Below are 17,874 nucleotides of genomic sequence, written 5' to 3' on the forward strand. Positions count from 1 at the left end.
TTCTAAGATCAGGGAGGAAATATTATTGGCATATACGCATCCGACTAGAGATCAGATTCGCGAACTGCTAGAGCGCTCGAACACCATTGCGGTCGTCGGCTTGTCCGATAAACCGGACCGTACGTCCTATATGGTATCCGAGGCGATGCAGGCAAAAGGCTACCGTATTATTCCGGTTAATCCGAATGCAGAGACGATATTGGGAGAGAAGAGCTACGCTTCCCTAAAGGATATTCCAGAGTCCGTTGATATCGTAAACGTATTCCGCAGAAGCGAGCATACGCCTCCGGTTGCGGAGGAAGCGGTAGCGATCGGCGCCAAAGCGATATGGCTGCAGCTTGGTATCGCGAATGAAGAAGCGGCTCAAATCGCGGAGAAGGGCGGACTTTTCGTTGTCATGGACCGCTGTATCAAGGTCGAGGACTCGATATTACTGCCTGGAGGAAAATCTAAAAGTTGAAGGGATAAAATGAAGAGTCGTCTCCCACAATAAGAGGGGGTTCCAATCGGATACCGAAATTTAATTGCAATGGAGGACGACTACGAATGTATGCCAATCAACAAGGCTCGCAGTTCCAAACGAATGTACACCAGCCATTCCAATCAAGCGGCGGATATGTCCAATCTCATTATCAAGGCCAGTTGAGTCAGCCGAGCTTCGGACAGGGGGGGATCATTCCATCACCTCATCCGTTCGCCTCGCAGGCGAGCCACACGTATTCAACTACACCATCGGGCTATCAGAATATTACGCCGACATCGCCGTCACTTGGACCAGTTATTTCGCGTTACGGCTATCAAGCAGGTCCTGATCTGCATCAGCCGCTGCACAGCTATACACCAGTGAATAGCCCGATTCATTCGAGCTCGTCTATCTCGCAAAGCTATCCGAATCAGCCGGTTATTTCGCGCTATGGCTATCAAGCAGGTCCTGATACTCGCAGTCCTGTCAACGCTGTTTTTCAACAGCAAGGCTATAATGCGTTCCAGCATCAGCCGCTGCACACAACAAGCTACGGCTCACAGACGAGTCAACATCCGGTATATCAAGCGACCCATGCTTATGAGCAAGCGGGGCCTGTCATCCAGCATTATGGCGGCTACGAGTCGAATTACAGGTAACAATTTGAAGGGCTGTTTCCGGCTAGGCTGGAAGCAGCCCTCATTATGCATTCATTTTGACAAATGGGTGTTGAGCGTTTACGATCTTAATAGTTAACGAGAGGAGGAAGCACCTTCGTGAACGTGCTCGGAAGGCTGCAACAGCTTGGCAGATCGTTCATGCTGCCGATGATCGCGTTGCCCGCAGCATCGATATTTTTAAGCTTAAGCAATCTGCCATGGGAACGAATCGGTCTTACATCTATGGCCGAATATTTGTTGTTAGCCGGCCATTCGATTTTCACGTTTCTTCCTTACCTATTTGCAATTGGTGTTGCCATGGGGATGGCGGGCAATGCAGGAACGGCCGGCATGGCTGCACTTGTCGGGATGTTCATTTATGCTGGCGTCACCAACTCAGGACATGCAGAAATAGAGCCGACTGTACTGATCGGCGCGATTATCGGTCTTGTCTCGGGACTTAGCCATGAACGATTTAAAAATATAAAGCTTCCGGAATATATCCAGTTTTTTGGCGGTCCTAGATTCGTACCGCTGTTCGTCAGCTTTTTCGCTGTCATATTCGCCTCCTGTATGGTGGGAGTCGCGCCACATATCCATAACGGGCTTATAGAGCTTGGCGACATCGTGGATTCAGCCGGAGGCTTCGGCGTTTTTTTATACGGATTTATTCATCGGATACTTGTCGTGTTCGGGCTGCATCATCTGCTTAATCATGTGTTCTGGTTCCAGGTTGGCGGATATACAGCTTCTGACGGGACGGTCTCGTTCGGCGATTTGCCGCGATTTTTTGCAGGTGATCCGACAGCTGGCGCATACATGGCGGGGCTCTATCCGACCATGATGTTCGCTCTGCCCGCTATTGCGCTGGCCATCATCCAAGAGGCGCGTGAAGACTTAAAGCCCAAAATCCGTCGCACCTTTGCGATTGCCGCGCTTGCTTCATTCTTGACAGGCGTTACAGAGCCGGTCGAGTTCGCATTTTTGTTCGTCGCGCCTTATTTGTTTGTCGTTCACGCGTTTATTTCCGGTGTTATGATGTGGGTTACATACGAGTTAGGAATTCGGCACGGGTTTTCATTCTCGGCTGGGGCGATCGACTACTTGCTTAATGAGCATTTGGCGACGCGAGGCTGGCTCATTCTGCCGATCGGTCTTGTATTTGGTCTGTTTTATTATGTTTTATTCCGCTGGGCGATTCGTAAATTCCGTATCCCGACGCCGGGTCGTGAGGAAGGCTCACAGCTGGACGAGTGGGCGGGAGACATCCCGTACCGCGCGCCGCTCATACTTGAAGCGATTGGCGGTAAAGAGAACATTGTACAGATGGAAGCTTGTATTACGCGCCTTCGCATTAAAGTGTCGAACGAAAAACTGCTCGATATTAACTCGCTCCGCAATTTAGGTGCAGCCGGCGTTATAAGGCTTGGCGGTGGTCATGTTCAGATCGTGTTTGGTACATTTTCTGAGTTGATCAAAGAAGAGATGAATAAGGTAATCCGTACCGGGCAATCGCAAGTGTTATTTTTCTCGCCAGTGCAGGGACGCATGATCCCGCTGGAAGAAGTTCCAGACCCTATTTTTGCTGGTAAGCTCGTCGGTCAAGGTGTCGCCTTCATGCCGGATAGAGGCGAATTAGTGTCACCGGTTAAAGGCAAAATCATTCTGTTGTATCCGACGATGCATGCCATTGGCATTCGAACGGATGAGGGATTGGAAGTGCTGCTGCATATCGGCATCGAGACGTCTAAATTAACGGATAAAGGATATTTTCAAGCTGTCGTCGGCGAGGGAGATACCGTCATTCCAGGGCAGCTATTAATTCGATTTGATTTGAATCGCGTTCGCAAGGCGAGTAAGTCGCTCGCTACGCCGATGATTATTACGAACTCCGACATGGTGAAAACTTGGCGTTTTGCGCCATTTAAGGCAGTAAAGAAAGGACAGGCTTCCGTAATGTCAGTTGTGTTAACAGAAAGAGAAGCTGAGGGGGAGAAACGATGATGAACGGAATAGGTGCATCGCCGGGCATTGCAATCGGCAAATCGTTTGTTCTTCCGAACTGGGAGTGGGAATTGACAGACCAGAAAATCGACGTAGCGGACTTAGCTCGCGAGTTTGATCGTCTGTACGAAGGCATCCGTACATCTAAACATGAGATTGAACAAATGAAGGATGAACTGCGGGAGGTTGTTGGTACAGAAGAGAGCACCATTTTTGACGCTCATCTTGCTATACTTGACGATCCGGCATTCATGAACGAGATTCAAGGCATGATTCAGCGGCAGTACAAGGCAGCTGAAGTGGCAGTTAAGGAAGCGATCGATCATTTCGTTGCAATGTTCGACCTGCTTGACGACGAATACATGAAGGAGCGTGCGCTTGATATCAAAGATGTCGGGAACCGGCTGTTAAAGCATTTGCTCGGCGCTCCGGAAATTACATTGCCGTCTGATACGCAGCCGTTCATTCTCGTCGCGAAGGAGCTGTCTCCTTCACAGCTTGCGCACCTGAATCCGCAGCATGTACTGGGTATTATAACGCTGACTGGCAGCAAGACATCGCATTCTGCCATTATGGCGCGGGCGCTTGGTATTCCGCTTGTTGTCGGGGTGGAGGTCGAGCCCGCGCAAGCCGATACGATACCGATTCAGACGGGCGAAATGGTTATCATTGATGGGACAGAAGGGCTCATTTGGATCAATCCTACTAGCGAGCAAATTGATCATTACTCGGAACTTCAGCGGCGCGAGCAGGAAGCGAAGCAGCGTCTTAGAAGCTTTGCTGACGTCGTTCCAGTTACACCTGACGGGAAGGAGCTTGGATTGGCTGCGAATATTAGCTCCATGAAGGAGCTTGAAGTGGCACTTGAGAGCGGGGCACACGGCGTAGGGTTGTTTCGCACAGAATTTTTATATATGGATCGCCACCGGTTCCCGCGTGAGGACGAGCAATTTGAAGTTTATAAAAGTGTTGCGGAGCGATTGGCAGGCAAGCCGCTTATCATTCGAACGCTCGATATAGGCGGCGACAAGCATCTTGATTATTTCGAGCTGCCGGAAGAGGACAATCCGTTTCTCGGTTACCGGGCAATCCGAATCAGTCTCGACCGAACGGATTTATTCAAGACACAGCTGCGGGCCATTGTGCGCGCCAGCCATTACGGCCATGTGAAAATCATGTATCCGCTCATCTCTTCTGTGGAGGAGGTACGGAGCGCGAATCGTTTGCTGGACGAGGTGAAGCAGGAGCTGCGCAGTGAAGGCCTGCCGTTTAGCGATACGATCGAGACGGGTATTATGATTGAGCTGCCTGCTGCGGTGCAAATTGCTGATCTGTTGGCAGAGGAGGTCGATTTCTTCAGCATCGGAACGAATGACCTTGTTCAATTTACGCTGGCGGTGGACCGGATGAATGAGCAAATTTCTCACATGTACGATCCATTTCATCCTGCAATAATACGGATGCTGCGAATGACTGTTGAGGCTGCGAAGAAGAACGGCGTCAAGATTGGTGTATGCGGAGAGATGGCTAGCGATCTTAATGCATTACCGATTTGGTTAGCGCTTGATGTAGACGAGCTCAGCATGTCAGGTCATGCGATACTGGAATTGAAGGAGCGATTGCTTCGGACGACACAGGAAGAAAGTAAGAAGCTATTCAGCGAATTGCTGCAGTGCAGCATGAGCAAAGACATTCGTGAGAAGCTCAGTGCATTCGCTTCCTCCATACATTGATGACAGGCATATAAAAGCCGGCTGAACGTTAACGATTGAAACGGCCAGCCGGCTGTAATCCTTATTGTAAGTTAAACTTTGCGGTCACGTAGAGCTTTTGCGAACGCTTGTCCGTACTCGGGAAGGTCCGGCGGTCTGCGGGCGGATATGAGATTGCCGTCCACGACGACAGGCTCATCGAGCCAGATAGCGCCGGCATTTTCCATATCGTCGCGAATGCCTGGCGTAGAAGTTACTTTGCGGCCGTTCAATATTTTGGCCGATATGAGCACCCAGCCCGCATGGCATATTTGACCGATCGGTTTGTTCTGTTCGTTCAATTGCTGCACGAGCTGCAATACCTTCGGATAGCGGCGGATTTTATCAGGCGCCCATCCACCGGGAACGAGTAAGCCGTCGATTGATTCACTGCTTAGCTCATCATACGACAAATCAGCGACGGCAGGAACGCCGTATTTGCCGATATGCTGTTTGCCTTTAACTGGTCCGGCGAACAGAACGGTAGCACCTTCCTCGCGTACGCGGTAAACGGGATACCAGAGCTCTAAATCTTCGAATTCGTCATCTAACAGGCAGATGACGGTTTGATTATGCAGACTCATAAGGAACCTCTCTCCATTCATTCATTATTGCCAATCCTTACGCATTCTCATTGTAACGAAGGTGAAGCTATGAAGCAAACAGCGAATCAGGCCGTAGACCGACCATGGCGAGCGCAATCCTACTCCCATATTCGAAGTATTCCATCTATCCTCGTCATGGCGATAATCTTTTATTTGTCAGCACAGCCGGGGAAGGAGCTGAACACCGTCTTCCTACCATGGTTTCAGAATCTGTTTCCGGCAATGTCAGACTTTAACTGGGGCCATTATGCGGCTTACTTCGTTCTCGCCGTCGCATTTGATTATTATGCCGGGGCGCGTTCGGATCGACTAGCTGTCAAGGGCTGGATTGTACTGGCTTGTATAGTCTACGGAGTGACCGACGAACTCCATCAGCTCGGTGTTGAAGGCAGAATGTTTGATTTGAACGATCTTCTGCACGATGGAATCGGCGCCTGCACGGCAATGCTGCTGTTTTCGATCCCGCCGGTCCGAAAGCGATGGCGGCGGCTTATCGGATAGTAAAAATTACATCTGTTCATGAGAAGGATTTTATACGAACGAAGTCGAAACAGTATCCGTTGCGATTGTCTATACGGCATGCAGCGTAACTGCCCTTCAGGTGAAGGAGTGACTTTGGTTGCAAAAAACATGTTCATGCGGACAGATGATGCGAATGAAGCTTCGTACTGTCATATATTCAGGTAAAGTAGAAATTGATAACGTTCCTGTGTATACTTGCAAAATGTGCAGCCGCAGCGAAGTGTATCCGGTCGTGAAGACGGATTTAACAGGTCTGATTGGCAAGCTCGGCTCTCGTCCGAAGAAGCAGATTTTCAAGTTTAACGAATGGAATGAATGGGCTCATATTTTGGTGGAGTCGTGTATAGGGACGAATCAACAGCTGCCTGACCCGGCTGTTGTCGAAAAGCTTAAGGCTGACCGGATCGACATGCTGCTCGATCTTTATTCATTGGCTGATAAACTTGGCGACATGGAATGGAAAGATGAGCTTTCGAAGCGGCTTGTACAGCTTAGCCATTCGCTCTCTATACATAAAACCGCTGTAGTTTCGTGAATAGTAATAGGTAACGATGAGCAGCAATTCGAATTTGTATGCGTTATCGAATCGAAGGAGGAAATAATCATCATGGCATTATATGAAACGCTGACAACGGTAGAACAATGGGAGGAAGCAGCAGCTTCCTCGGTAGCTCAGCCGTTATTTGTCTTTAAGCACAGCACTCGCTGCTCGGTAAGCGCAGAAGCGATCGAGGCTTGGAATAAGTGGCTTGAAGATAATCAACAATCTGGTATTCGTCAAACGCTTGTCAATGTCGTTGAGGACCGTCCGGTATCTAATGCAATTGCTGAGCAGACGGGAGTTACCCATGCATCTCCTCAAGCTCTGTTAATCGTTAACGGACAAGTAGTATGGAATACATCTCATTGGCATATTACCTATGACTCTATAGAAGAACATCTTCGTGCGCATTGCGGAAAGTAAATTTTTGTCGTATTATTACGTTAACAATGATACGGTGCGATAAAAATTCCAAGCAATGGAGAGAAGAACGTGACGGTAACCATTTATGATGTAGCGAGAGAAGCAGGCGTATCAATGGCCACTGTGTCGAGGGTTGTAAATAACAATCCGAATGTAAAGCCTCAGACTCGCAAGAAAGTATACGAAGCGATTGAACGTCTCGGTTATCGTCCTAATGCTGTTGCACGCGGTTTGGCCAGCAAGAAGACAACAACTGTAGGCGTTGTAATTCCCGATATTTCGAATGCGATATTTGCGGAAGTAGCGCGCGGTATCGAAGATATCGCGAACATGTATCATTATAATATTATTCTATGTAATGCCGACAAGCGCAAAGAGAAAGAAATTCGTGTCGTGAACACTCTGCTGGAGAAGCAGGTGGATGGCTTGCTGTTCATGGGCGGCGCTGTCACAGATGAACATTTGCAAGCGTTTAAAACAGCTAACGTGCCTGTTGTTTTATGTGCGACAACCGACGAGCATGGTATCATTCCTTCCGTCGATATTAATCATGAGGAAGCGGCTTATGACGCTGTCCGCGCACTTATTGCTAAAGGTCATCGCCGAATTGCGATGATCAGCGGTACGCTGCAGGACCCTTCGAATGGATATGCGCGGTACCATGGCTATAAGCGTGCATTAGAGGAAGCTGGTATTGCGATATCGGAGGACTACGTTCGGACAGGCAATTACCGGTATGAATCAGGCGTAGACGCGGTTAAATATTTTCTTGAGCTACCAGAACGTCCGACGGCCGTATTCGCTGCGACGGATGAGATGGCGATCGGTGCGATTCACAGCATTCAAGATGCGGGTTTGAAGGTGCCGGATCATATATCAGTCATCAGCGTTGACAACAGCCGGATGGCTTCTATGGTTCGTCCTCAGTTAACGACGGTGGCGCAGCCGATGTACGATATCGGCGCTGTATCGATGCGTCTTCTTACGAAATTGATGAAGAAAGAATCGGTAGATCAGGCGAGGGTCATTCTACCGCATGAAATTATAACCCGCAATTCGGTAGGAGGACCTGCTTAGATGAAATACAACACGATCGGCATTATTGGTGCAATGGTGGAGGAGATCGAGCTGCTGCATCAGCATGTCGATGTTAAGACAGAGAAGAGCCAAGCAGGCATTACGTATTTTGAAGGTGTACTGCACGGCAAGAACGTTGTTTATTGCAAATCTGGCGTTGGCAAAGTGAATGCGGCGGTATGCACGCAGAAGCTAATTGATATGGGTGCAGATTGTATCCTGTTTACAGGTGTTGCAGGTGCAGTCGATCCGGTCCTTAATATCGGAGATATTGTTGTCTCCTCCTCATGCGTACAGCATGATATGGACGTGACGCCTCTCGGATTCGAGCGAGGTCAAATTCCGTATCAGGACAATTGGGATTTCCGAGCGGACTCGGCACTTATTCAGCTTGCACAAGCTGCAGCGGATGATCTGTTCCCGGGCAAGTATTGCCTAGGCAAAGTGCTGTCGGGTGATCAATTTATTGCCAGCCGCGAGACGGTCAAGCAGCTCTACGAGGAGCTGGGCGGCGCATGTACAGAGATGGAAGGAGCGGCGGTTGCGCAGGTGTGCGATATGAACAGCGTTCCGTTCGTCGTAATCCGTTCCATGTCAGATCGAGCGGATGGCTCCGCACATGTCAATTTCGCCGAATTTACGGTTATAGCAGCGAACAATTCGTTCCATATCATTGATCATATCGTCAGCCATATGAACGAATAATCGATTCGCATCGAATAAGGGAAGGACAGCCATTCAATCGGAGAGGCTGTCCTTCCCTTATTTGTTACGAATATCATTGTATAGTTATTGATGCAGCACTCGATTGCAGGTCTGCTCATTCGCAGCTTGAATGGCACTGCGTCTTGGCATTGGCGTCCAGTCTTCTGTCGAGTCTAGCCAATGCTTGGGCAGCTCTTCCACGCCGCCGGCCTCATTCTCCCAAGCGGTTAGCCAATCACTAGGAAGGGGGACAGAATCGGAGCCAGGGGCTGTCTGAGTCACAATGGGGCTGTTCGTCATTCCGAGCCATACGTATGACCAGGCGCGCGGTACAACTCTCCAAATGTCATATCCGCCTCCGCCCAGCGCCGTCCACCGTCCTTGCGAATATCGGTCGGCTAGATCACGAATGATGAGCGGCATCTCGCGGTAAATACGCATGCTGCACTGCATATGAGAGAGCGGGTCGAATGCATGAGCATCGCAGCCGTGCTGGCTTACAATTAGATCCGGCTTGAACATATGGACAGCTGCCTCAACTGTCGCACGGAAGCTGTTCAACCAGGATTCGTCTTCTGTGTACGGCTCCAGCGGAACATTCATGCATGCGCCTACGCCTGAATCGATGCCGCGCTCATGAATGAAGCCAGTTCCCGGGAATAGAAACTTGCCTGTCTCATGAATCGAATATGTAAACACAGTGGGGTCATCGTAGAAAACCCATTGGACACCATCACCGTGATGTACGTCGGTATCGATGTACATAATTCTCGCTCCGTATTTGCGTTGAATATGTCGGATTGCGACAGCCGCATCATTGTAGATACAAAACCCGGCGCCGCGATGAGGGAAAGCGTGATGCAGTCCTCCTGCCATATGAAAGGCGCGTTTCGTGCGGCCGCTCATCACAGCCTCGGCGGCATAGACGGAGCCTCCTACGATCGCGGCTGCCGCATCGTGCATACCTCTGAAGTAAGGCGTATCGTCATCGGATAACCCGTATGAGTCTGCTAATAGAGAAGCATCAGCAATAGATGCTGCTTCGCTCAATTGCTGTACAGCACGTACATAGTCTTCACGGTGGACGTTCATAATCATCCGATCGTCTGCAGCTGCCGGAGTAATCATATGCTCCTTATCCAGCGCCCCACATCGAATAAGTAGATCGATAGTGGATCTGAGACGAATGGGATTGAAGGGGTGATGATCATTGAACTTGTACAGCTCGGAACCGGGATGGTGGATGAATACGGCATTAGCCGTCGTCATGAGGATGAAACCCCTTTCTTCCGCTCATTACGCTTGCAAACGAACATAAGTATACAATCGTATAAGCTCGTATGTTAGTACATGAACCGTTGACGAAACCGGACTCGATCGAATTTCTCAACGGAGGACAAGGGGACTTCAGGGCCGACTCGAACCATCAAGCAATTCGCAGGGTGCGAGCAAATTTCCGGATCGTCCGTTGCGAACCACACCATGCCAACCGACTTCATGACCCGTTCCATCATGCTGCGGTATTCCCACACTGATAGCTTCATGCCTTCAAGATCCCAATGCCAGTAATATTCCGTCGTGTATACGATCATCCGGTCTAGCTGTCCGTCGGCAAATGCAATCTGAATCATCCGTTTACCAATGCCGCCCGAACGGTATTCTGCAGCAACCTCAACAGCGCCCAGCTCAATTAGATCGTCCATTCCCGCATCAGACCATCGCTCAAGCTCGTCGGGATAATGGAACGTCACGTAGCCGACAATTGTATCGCCGTCCCGGCATACAATGATTCTGCCTTCTGGCAAGCCGGCGATTTCAATTAAAGCTTCTAGTTGATCGGCAGGCTGACGAAAGGCGTGCAAGCCTTGATGCATCTGTAATGTGCGTAATCGATCAGGCGAGATTGGACCTTCAATAACTAACTCGCGGTCGTGTAGCGTTACGGTCATCCGTTGAAGCCGCTTAATATGCTCCAATATGTCACCCTCTTCAACCTTGATGTAATGGTGATGCTGCATCATTGCCTATTATTACTGCTACTACACTTATAGCAAAATTACTAAGTATTGAAAAGAATAGTCTAGTTGATTTTTCTATGCTATAATAGCCTACGTAAAATGAAAACGCATTCTTGAAACCAGTTTGTCATTCAATTCGGATAGCCTAGATGGGGAGATGATACGTTTATGATCAACTTACATCAAGAACGAATTCCGGCAACAACGAGCCGTTCTAATATGGGTAGCTATGAGACGGCACGCGAGCAATTTGATTGGAAACAGGTTGAAGAACGATTTACTTGGCACAAGACAGGCTTAGTCAATATGGCTTATGAAGCGATTGACCGTCATGTGGAAGAGGGTAAGGGAAGTAAAGTTGCTTTATATTACAGCGATGCGGTTCGAGACGAGAGCTGGACTTATGAGCAACTGAGCACACATTCAAATCGATTTGCCAACGTTCTCCGTAAGTACGGCATTGGACGAGGCGATCGTGTATTTATTTTTATGCCGCGTACACCAGAGCTTTACATCAGTCTGCTTGGCATACTGAAGGTCGGAGCGGTTGTTGGTCCACTGTTTGAGGCATTCATGGAAACAGCTGTCAAAGACCGTCTGCTTGACAGCGGTGCTAAAGCGATCGTAACGACGCCGCAGCTGCTGGGCCGGATTAAACGTGATGAATTGCCTGAGCTGAAGCATATTATCGTCTTCGGCGAAACGGATCAATCCGATAGCGGCCTTGTAAGCTATGAGCAGGAGATGAGCGCTGCTTCCGATAAAGCGGAAATTGAGTGGCTTGGAAGAGAGGACGGTTTGATTCTCCACTACACGTCGGGCTCAACGGGCAAACCGAAGGGTGTATTCCATGTTCAGAATGCTATGATTCAGCATTACTATACAGGCAAGGTCGTACTCGATCTTCGTGAGGATGATATATATTGGTGTACAGCCGACCCAGGCTGGGTGACGGGTACATCTTACGGCATATTCGCACCATGGTTGAACGGCGCAACGAACGTGATTCGTGGCGGGCGGTTTAGTCCGCAGGATTGGTATGGTACGATTCAACGATACGGCGTTACTGTATGGTATAGCGCGCCAACCGCCTTCCGCATGCTGATGGGGGCAGGTGACGATGTCGCGTCTAGCTTCGATCTATCGAGTCTTCGCCATGTCCTCAGCGTTGGTGAACCGCTTAACCCTGAAGTCGTTCGTTGGGGTTTGAAAACGTACAATCAACGTATTCATGATACATGGTGGATGACAGAAACAGGCGGGCAGCTTATCTGTAACTATCCGTCTATGGATATTAAGCCAGGCTCGATGGGTAAGCCGATCCCAGGTGTACGCGCTGCGATTATTGATGATCAAGGTAATGAGCTGCCTCCATATCGGATGGGTAATTTGGCGGTTGCTACACCATGGCCGTCGATGATGCGCCGGATTTGGAACAATGAGGCGAAATACGAAGAGTATTTCCGAATTAATGGTTGGTATATATCTGGTGACTCGGCTTATATGGACGAGGATGGATACTTCTGGTTCCAGGGCCGGATTGACGATGTCATTAATACGTCTGGTGAACGGGTTGGTCCGTTCGAGGTAGAGAGCAAGCTGGTCGAGCATCCTGCTGTAGCTGAAGCAGGTGTAATTGGCAAGCCGGACCCACTGCGTGGAGAAATTATTAAAGCGTTCATTGCACTACGCGAAGGGTATGAGCCTTCCGACGAGCTGAAGGAGGACATTTCCAAATTCGTGAAAGTGGGGCTGTCGGCTCATGCGGCGCCTCGCGAGATTGAGTTTAAAGATAAGCTTCCGAAGACGCGCAGCGGCAAGATTATGCGCCGAGTACTGAAAGCTTGGGAACTGAATTTACCGACAGGTGACTTGTCGACAATTGAAGACTAAGCTAAGCATAATTATTTAAGGGGCTGTTCACTTTTGAACAGCCTTTTTGTTTGTGCTGTATGAGACATAAAAGAGCGGTCCATACCAGCGGAAGGTTGACCGCTGTATGGACCGCTTTTGTGCTGCTGTAAACGATTGTTTATCCGTTAAATTCCACGGAGGCCCCCGAAGACTCGCCTTTATCGTTCTGTGCACGCACTTGATACGTGCCTTTCGTAATTAGGGCTACATATTCAAAATGATCTTCCGAGGTGGACCCCAGTAACACATAATTACCGCTGCTTTCGGCGCTGTAATATACGTTATATTGGGTTACTTGATCGGATATCGGATTCAAGCTCCACGTAAGCTGTACGCCGAGGCCCGTCGCTTCAACCTTTACGCCAGTAGGAGCGCTTGGCTCAGAGAGAGGGGTGTCGGTTGAACCGCTGTTCGTACGGTCATTGTCCGTATCGCCTTCGTCATTCGGCTCTGCCGGTATACCGGTATTCGGGTCAATGATCGTTTCGCTTTTTGTCCCGGTGCCAATTTCGGTAGTAGTAGTACTGCCGCTTGACGGCGGATTCGAGCTCGTTTTTCCTACCGTTCGGCTTGGCGGTGACTCATGCCCAACAACGTCGACGGCTGTAATGTAGAAGCTGTATGCAGCTGCTTCAGCTGCTGTAATTTTGAACACGGTCGACTCGCCTGTAAGAACTGTCTTTCCGGTTGCGCTGAACGAACCGGAACCGCTGGAGCGGTACAGTCTGTACCCGACAACATCTTTCTCCGGATTTGCGTTGAACGTAATTCTCGATTCCGAGGCGCTAACCGGATTCATTCTAACGTTAGCCGGTGTACTCGGCGCACTTCCGTCATCAACACGCGGATCGATGAGCGAAGGTGCGTTATTGTTTGCATCCTCCGGCAAGTAGAAGCTTAACGGCCTGCGGCTTCCTGAAGGCAGAGCCGCCTGTGCTTTTTCGATCTCCTGCATGAGCTGGTCAAGCGGCTTCGCGCGTTTAATAACGACTTGCTGACGGACCATGTCGGCAGGCGTAGCGTCGTTTGGAATGTAGTTCACGCCGTTGTACGGGATAAACGCCATGTTCACAAGTGCGTCATCCGATTCCTTAGGCAAATACTTTTTGTTAAACCAATCGGTTACGAGCTTGCCGGCTTGCTTCGTCAGATCGGTCGGCAGCTTGCCGCTAACGCGTGATACGGTCGCTTTGACGATACCGTCGGGCTGCGACCATTCTTTCGTTGAGAACAGCTCCGGCTTCGCTTCCGTAACTTCGTTCATGATCTTCGTCCAAATGGAACGAGCACGCGAGCGGCCGTCCTTCGACAGCGTATGAATTGATTTCTCGTAGCCGGCCCATACGCCGAGCGTCACATCCGGTGTAAAGCCGATGAACCAAACGTCGCCGTAGTCGCTCGTCGAACCGGTCTTACCGGCAACTGGAATTTTGCCGTAGTTCTTGAACGAGGATGTAATCGAATGCGCCGTTCCGTTCGCGTCGGAGATAACGGTCCGCAGCATGTCAGTCATTAGAAATGCCGTCTGCTCGGAATAAACTCGTTTCGGCGTCGCTTTGTGCTCGTAAATCACTTTGCCGCTTGCATCCGTAATTTTCGAGATCATATATGCGTCGTTGAATACGCCGTTGTTCGGGATCGAGCCGTATGCATTCGTCAGCTCTTCGACCGTAACGCCTTTACTGAGACCGCCGATAACGCCTGTCTGTGCATGGGCATCTTCTGGCTGCAGCGTCGTAATGCCAAGAGAACGAGCGAAATTCCATGCGTTCTCGATCTTGACGTCATTCAGGAACAGCTTCAATGCTGGTAAGTTCAGAGAGCGATTTAACGCTTCACGAGCTGTGACGAGTCCTAGATACCGGTTGTTTGAGTTTTTCGGAATATGGTATCCTTTCTGACCGTCCTTAAGCACGATCGGCGAATCGTCGAGAACGCCAGCTGGCTGAATATAGCCTTGTTCAAGCGCTGGCAGGTAGGCTGCAATCGGCTTCATCGTTGAGCCTGGTTGTCGCGTCATCTGTGTAGCGAAGTTCATTTGCTCCTCATAGAAGTCGCGACCCTCCAGCATGCCCAGTATTGCGCCTGTCTTATGGTCGATCATAATCGAGGCGATCTGCTCCATGCCTTTCTCCTTGCTGTCTGGTGAGAAGTTGTCTGGGTTCTCGCCTATTTCATGCATTAGATTATAGATTTTCTTATCAATCGTTGTGTAGACCCGATATCCGCCGCGTTGAAGCTGATCACGTGCTTCTTCTAGCAAAGATGGATTCGCTTCGATATCTTTGTCAGTTAGTTCCGGATTCTCCAGCTTAAGCAGGATGATCGACGCTTGTCGTTCAGTCTCAAGCATAAGGTACGGGAACGTCGTATAGGCTTTCTTCGTTGGCTGTGCCATAGATGAACGGATATCAAAGGCTAGTGCCTCTTCATACTCAGCTTGTGTAATTCGATTCTTCTTGAGCATATAGGACAGCACGTTGCGCTGCCGTTCAATCGCAAGCTTCAGCCCTTTCTCGTTCCATTCACCTTTACCTGTATAGGCGGTGTAAGCGGAAGGACGCTGCGGCAGCCCTGCCAAGTAAGCAGCCTGTGCAATATTTAGTTTATTGAGATCGTTGATGTTGAAAATCCCTTTCGCGGCTGCTTTAATGCCGTAAAGGTTATACCCGCTCGAACCATTGCCGAAAGGAACCTTGTTTAAGTAGGCGGTTAAAATTTCGTCTTTCGTCAGGAATCGCTCCATCCGGATCGCGAGGAAAATCTCTTTCACTTTCCGGCTGTCGGTTTTGTCGAGACTTAGAAACATCCGTCTTGCAATTTGTTGAGTGAGCGTACTGCCGCCGGTCTGCGTTTCGTTGTTCGTAAGCTTCTGCAGTACTGCGCGAGCAGTGCCTTTCAGATCAATGCCGAAATGCTGGTAGAAGTTGTTGTCCTCCGTAGCGAGAACAGCATCGATAACCTGCTTCGGCACATCCTTCAGTTCGACAAGTCGGCGGTCTTCCTGCGTGCGCAGCTGGCCGATTGGCGTTACGTTATCATTGAAATAGACGAAACCGGTTTCAGAGTCTTCCCCGATTTTCTTCTCGATTAATGCCCGCGGCCGAACAGGCTCGTCCTTCACGAGAGAAGCGACGTATCCGGCAGCAATTCCTCCAGCGAATAATCCGATCATTAAGCCGAAAATAAACATCCATTTGAAGGTTATCCATACGACGAGTCCGAACGTTCGCCATTTGCTGTGTGACGCGGGTGATGGTGACTTCTGCCCTTCTGCCATAAAAGCCAATTCCTCCTCCGATTAACAGAACTATTATAGCATATCTCCGTCCTTGGAGGCATATTTTCATGGTTTGAATTACCATCGGGGACACATTTTCCGTCCTACTGCAATTGACCGTCTGAATAGGTACATGGGTGTAAACAACAAGCCGCTTGGACGATGTCCAAGGCGGCTTATTCGATAAGCGTTATCCGATCGTAATGCGACCTTCTGGCCGCCGGAACTTCTCTTTCTCCGGCTGTCTTGTTAGAGCGAAAGCGAGAGTTACGGGACCAAGTCGGCCCACGAACATGAGGATGACGATGAATATTTTGCCGAATGGAGAAAACTCGCTCGATAAACCGGTTGACATTCCAGCCGTTGCGAAGGCGGACGTTACCTCGAACAAAATGGACAGGAACGGGCCGTTCTCCGTCGTCATTAGTACCATCGTCGCAATGACAAGGAGGAAGAAGGAGAGCAGTGTGAAGGTGATTGCCTTATGAATGCGCTCCTGATCAAGCCGGTAACGAAACAGAACGACATCCTGCCGCCCTCGAATCATTGAGGCCGCAGCGCCGAATAATACTGCAAGCGTCGTAACCTTAATGCCGCCGCCTGTCGATCCAGGCGCAGCGCCGACGAACATGAACAGGATAAGAAGGAACTGAGTCGCTTGTCGAAGCGAAGCGATATCTACCGTGCTGACACCAGCAGAACGGGAGCTGACCGATTGCAGCATCGAGCCGATAATTTTGTCTGCGATGGTGAGCGGCTGCATCGTAAGGCTATTCGTATATTCGAAGATGAATATTATCACCGCGCCGAGAACGATTAGAATACCGGAAGTCGTAAGTACGACTTTCGAATGCAGCGTCAGCCTTTTATTACGGCGGTATGTAATAAGATCGGATATGACAATAAAGCCGAGGCCGCCCAAAATAATGAGCAGCATCGATACGACGTTAATGAGCGGGTCCTTCGCATAATGAGTGAAGCTAGTTGCATACTCTGGAAACATGCCGAATAGATCGAAGCCGGCGTTGTTGAAGATGGATACACTATGAAACACACCAAAATATATCGCTTGTCCTGCAGGCATTTCAGTCATGAAGCGTACTGAGAACAGAAGAGCGCCGCAGCCCTCGATTACAAGTGAGTAAAGGATAATCTTTTTTATTAGCGGTATTATGCCTTCCAGTGTAGACTGGTTTAATGCTTCTTGCAGAATGAGCCGTTCGCGAAACGAGATTCTTCGGCGGAATACGATCGCAATCAAGCTCGCCATCGTCGTAAAGCCGAGGCCGCCAATTTGGATGAGAAGCATAAGTATTACTTGGCCGAACGTTGTCATATCGGCACCGACATTGACGACGGATAAACCAGTTACACATACAGCCGATGTGGACATGTACAGCGCGTTCAAATAGGATAAAGATTGGCCATCGGTATGGGAAGCAGGCGCTTCGAGTATGAATGAACCGATCAAAATGATTATGATAAAGCCGATTGCGAGCGTCTGAGGCGGTGTTGGATGAAACTTTTGTTTAGAGCTTGCGTAATTCAACATTAAGATGTCATCTCCAACAATCTGATCGTATTACTGTAATGAATAAACCGCATTCAGCATACCGCCTTTGATCTAATCAGGCAAGTGCTGCCGATAGTTAACATATCCTTTATCTTTTCAAGCATAGCGAAGAAGGGAGGTGAACCAGATGTTTGAATTGCACGATATCATTCCGTACTTGTTTTCCATCAGTGTGCTGTACTCGTTGGCTTATGTTTGCTTTCTTTGGTATCGGCGACCACAGGTATATACGGTCGGTGGAGAAAGGATGCTCATTCATGATGGAGTACGAATCGAAGGTGTAGTCCGCGAATGGGCATGGTATCGTCATCGTCTCGTTCGAAAAGTAAAGCGGAAGGA

Annotated in this window: 15 protein-coding genes; 10 read left to right on the forward strand and 5 right to left on the reverse strand. The window is 49.4% G+C overall.

The window, feature by feature from the left end:
- Positions 1 to 25: 25 nt before the first annotated feature.
- The 4 genes from PXY01_RS05590 to ptsP all read left to right on the forward strand — a co-directional run bounded on the left by PXY01_RS05590 (position 26) and on the right by ptsP (position 4,859).
- A complete protein-coding gene (locus PXY01_RS05590) occupies positions 26 to 460 on the forward strand; it encodes a CoA-binding protein (RefSeq protein ID WP_127568161.1) in 435 nt (144 codons plus the stop codon).
- Positions 461 to 546: 86 nt separating this feature from the next.
- A complete protein-coding gene (locus PXY01_RS05595; RefSeq protein ID WP_127568163.1) occupies positions 547 to 1,122 on the forward strand; it encodes a hypothetical protein in 576 nt (191 codons plus the stop codon).
- 117 nt (positions 1,123 to 1,239) lie between these two features.
- The gene (locus PXY01_RS05600) at positions 1,240 to 3,126 is read left to right on the forward strand and encodes a glucose PTS transporter subunit IIA (RefSeq protein WP_127568165.1); all 1,887 of its coding nucleotides are present in this window, start codon (positions 1,240 to 1,242) and stop codon (positions 3,124 to 3,126) included.
- Positions 3,123 to 4,859: a phosphoenolpyruvate--protein phosphotransferase gene (ptsP, locus tag PXY01_RS05605; RefSeq protein ID WP_127568167.1), complete on the forward strand. Its 1,737-nt coding sequence runs from the start codon at positions 3,123 to 3,125 to the stop codon at positions 4,857 to 4,859. The genes PXY01_RS05600 and ptsP overlap by 4 nt, the downstream gene beginning before the upstream one ends.
- 71 nt (positions 4,860 to 4,930) lie before the next feature.
- Here ptsP and PXY01_RS05610 read toward each other — a convergent pair whose 3' ends face one another.
- On the reverse strand, positions 4,931 to 5,461 hold the full coding sequence (locus tag PXY01_RS05610) for a type 1 glutamine amidotransferase domain-containing protein (RefSeq protein ID WP_127568169.1): 531 nt from the start codon (positions 5,459 to 5,461) through the stop codon (positions 4,931 to 4,933).
- 69 nt (positions 5,462 to 5,530) lie between these two features.
- Here PXY01_RS05610 and PXY01_RS05615 point away from each other — a divergent pair, with 69 nt between their 5' ends.
- From PXY01_RS05615 to PXY01_RS05635, 5 genes are all read left to right on the forward strand, one after another.
- Entirely contained in the window at positions 5,531 to 5,983 is a 453-nt protein-coding gene (locus PXY01_RS05615; protein WP_127568171.1) for a VanZ family protein, read from the forward strand.
- Positions 5,984 to 6,101: 118 nt separating this feature from the next.
- Positions 6,102 to 6,539, forward strand: a complete 438-nt coding sequence (locus PXY01_RS05620; protein WP_127568172.1) for a flagellar protein FliT — start codon at positions 6,102 to 6,104, stop codon at positions 6,537 to 6,539.
- A 72-nt stretch (positions 6,540 to 6,611) separates the two neighbouring features.
- Positions 6,612 to 6,968: a bacillithiol system redox-active protein YtxJ gene (ytxJ, locus tag PXY01_RS05625; protein ID WP_127568174.1), complete on the forward strand. Its 357-nt coding sequence runs from the start codon at positions 6,612 to 6,614 to the stop codon at positions 6,966 to 6,968.
- A 69-nt stretch (positions 6,969 to 7,037) separates the two neighbouring features.
- Positions 7,038 to 8,045 (forward strand): catabolite control protein A, encoded by a 1,008-nt coding sequence (ccpA, locus tag PXY01_RS05630; RefSeq protein WP_127568176.1) that lies wholly within the window; start codon positions 7,038 to 7,040, stop codon positions 8,043 to 8,045.
- Entirely contained in the window at positions 8,046 to 8,750 is a 705-nt protein-coding gene (locus PXY01_RS05635) for a 5'-methylthioadenosine/adenosylhomocysteine nucleosidase (protein ID WP_127568178.1), read from the forward strand.
- 84 nt (positions 8,751 to 8,834) lie between these two features.
- Here the strand turns inward: PXY01_RS05635 and PXY01_RS05640 are convergent, their stop codons facing one another.
- A complete protein-coding gene (locus PXY01_RS05640; protein ID WP_127568180.1) occupies positions 8,835 to 10,019 on the reverse strand; it encodes an acetoin utilization protein AcuC in 1,185 nt (394 codons plus the stop codon).
- 74 nt (positions 10,020 to 10,093) lie between these two features.
- A complete protein-coding gene (locus PXY01_RS05645; RefSeq protein WP_373864279.1) occupies positions 10,094 to 10,726 on the reverse strand; it encodes a GNAT family N-acetyltransferase in 633 nt (210 codons plus the stop codon).
- 210 nt (positions 10,727 to 10,936) lie between these two features.
- On the opposite strand from PXY01_RS05645, the gene acsA reads away from it, so the two are divergent.
- Positions 10,937 to 12,661, forward strand: coding sequence for an acetate--CoA ligase (gene acsA, locus PXY01_RS05650; RefSeq protein ID WP_127568187.1), 1,725 nt, complete (start codon positions 10,937 to 10,939; stop codon positions 12,659 to 12,661).
- A 139-nt stretch (positions 12,662 to 12,800) separates the two neighbouring features.
- On the opposite strand, the gene PXY01_RS05655 is transcribed toward acsA, so the two are convergent.
- Both PXY01_RS05655 and PXY01_RS05660 read right to left on the reverse strand, forming a co-directional pair.
- Positions 12,801 to 15,962, reverse strand: coding sequence for a transglycosylase domain-containing protein (locus PXY01_RS05655; RefSeq protein ID WP_127568189.1), 3,162 nt, complete (start codon positions 15,960 to 15,962; stop codon positions 12,801 to 12,803).
- A gap of 190 nt (positions 15,963 to 16,152) precedes the next feature.
- Complete coding sequence (locus PXY01_RS05660) at positions 16,153 to 17,514, reverse strand: TrkH family potassium uptake protein (protein WP_127568191.1); 1,362 nt, start codon at positions 17,512 to 17,514, stop codon at positions 16,153 to 16,155.
- Positions 17,515 to 17,874: the final 360 nt, after the last annotated feature.

The sequence above is a fragment of the Paenibacillus xylaniclasticus genome (assembly GCF_004001065.1).
Lineage (GTDB): Bacteria > Bacillota > Bacilli > Paenibacillales > Paenibacillaceae > Paenibacillus_T > Paenibacillus_T xylaniclasticus.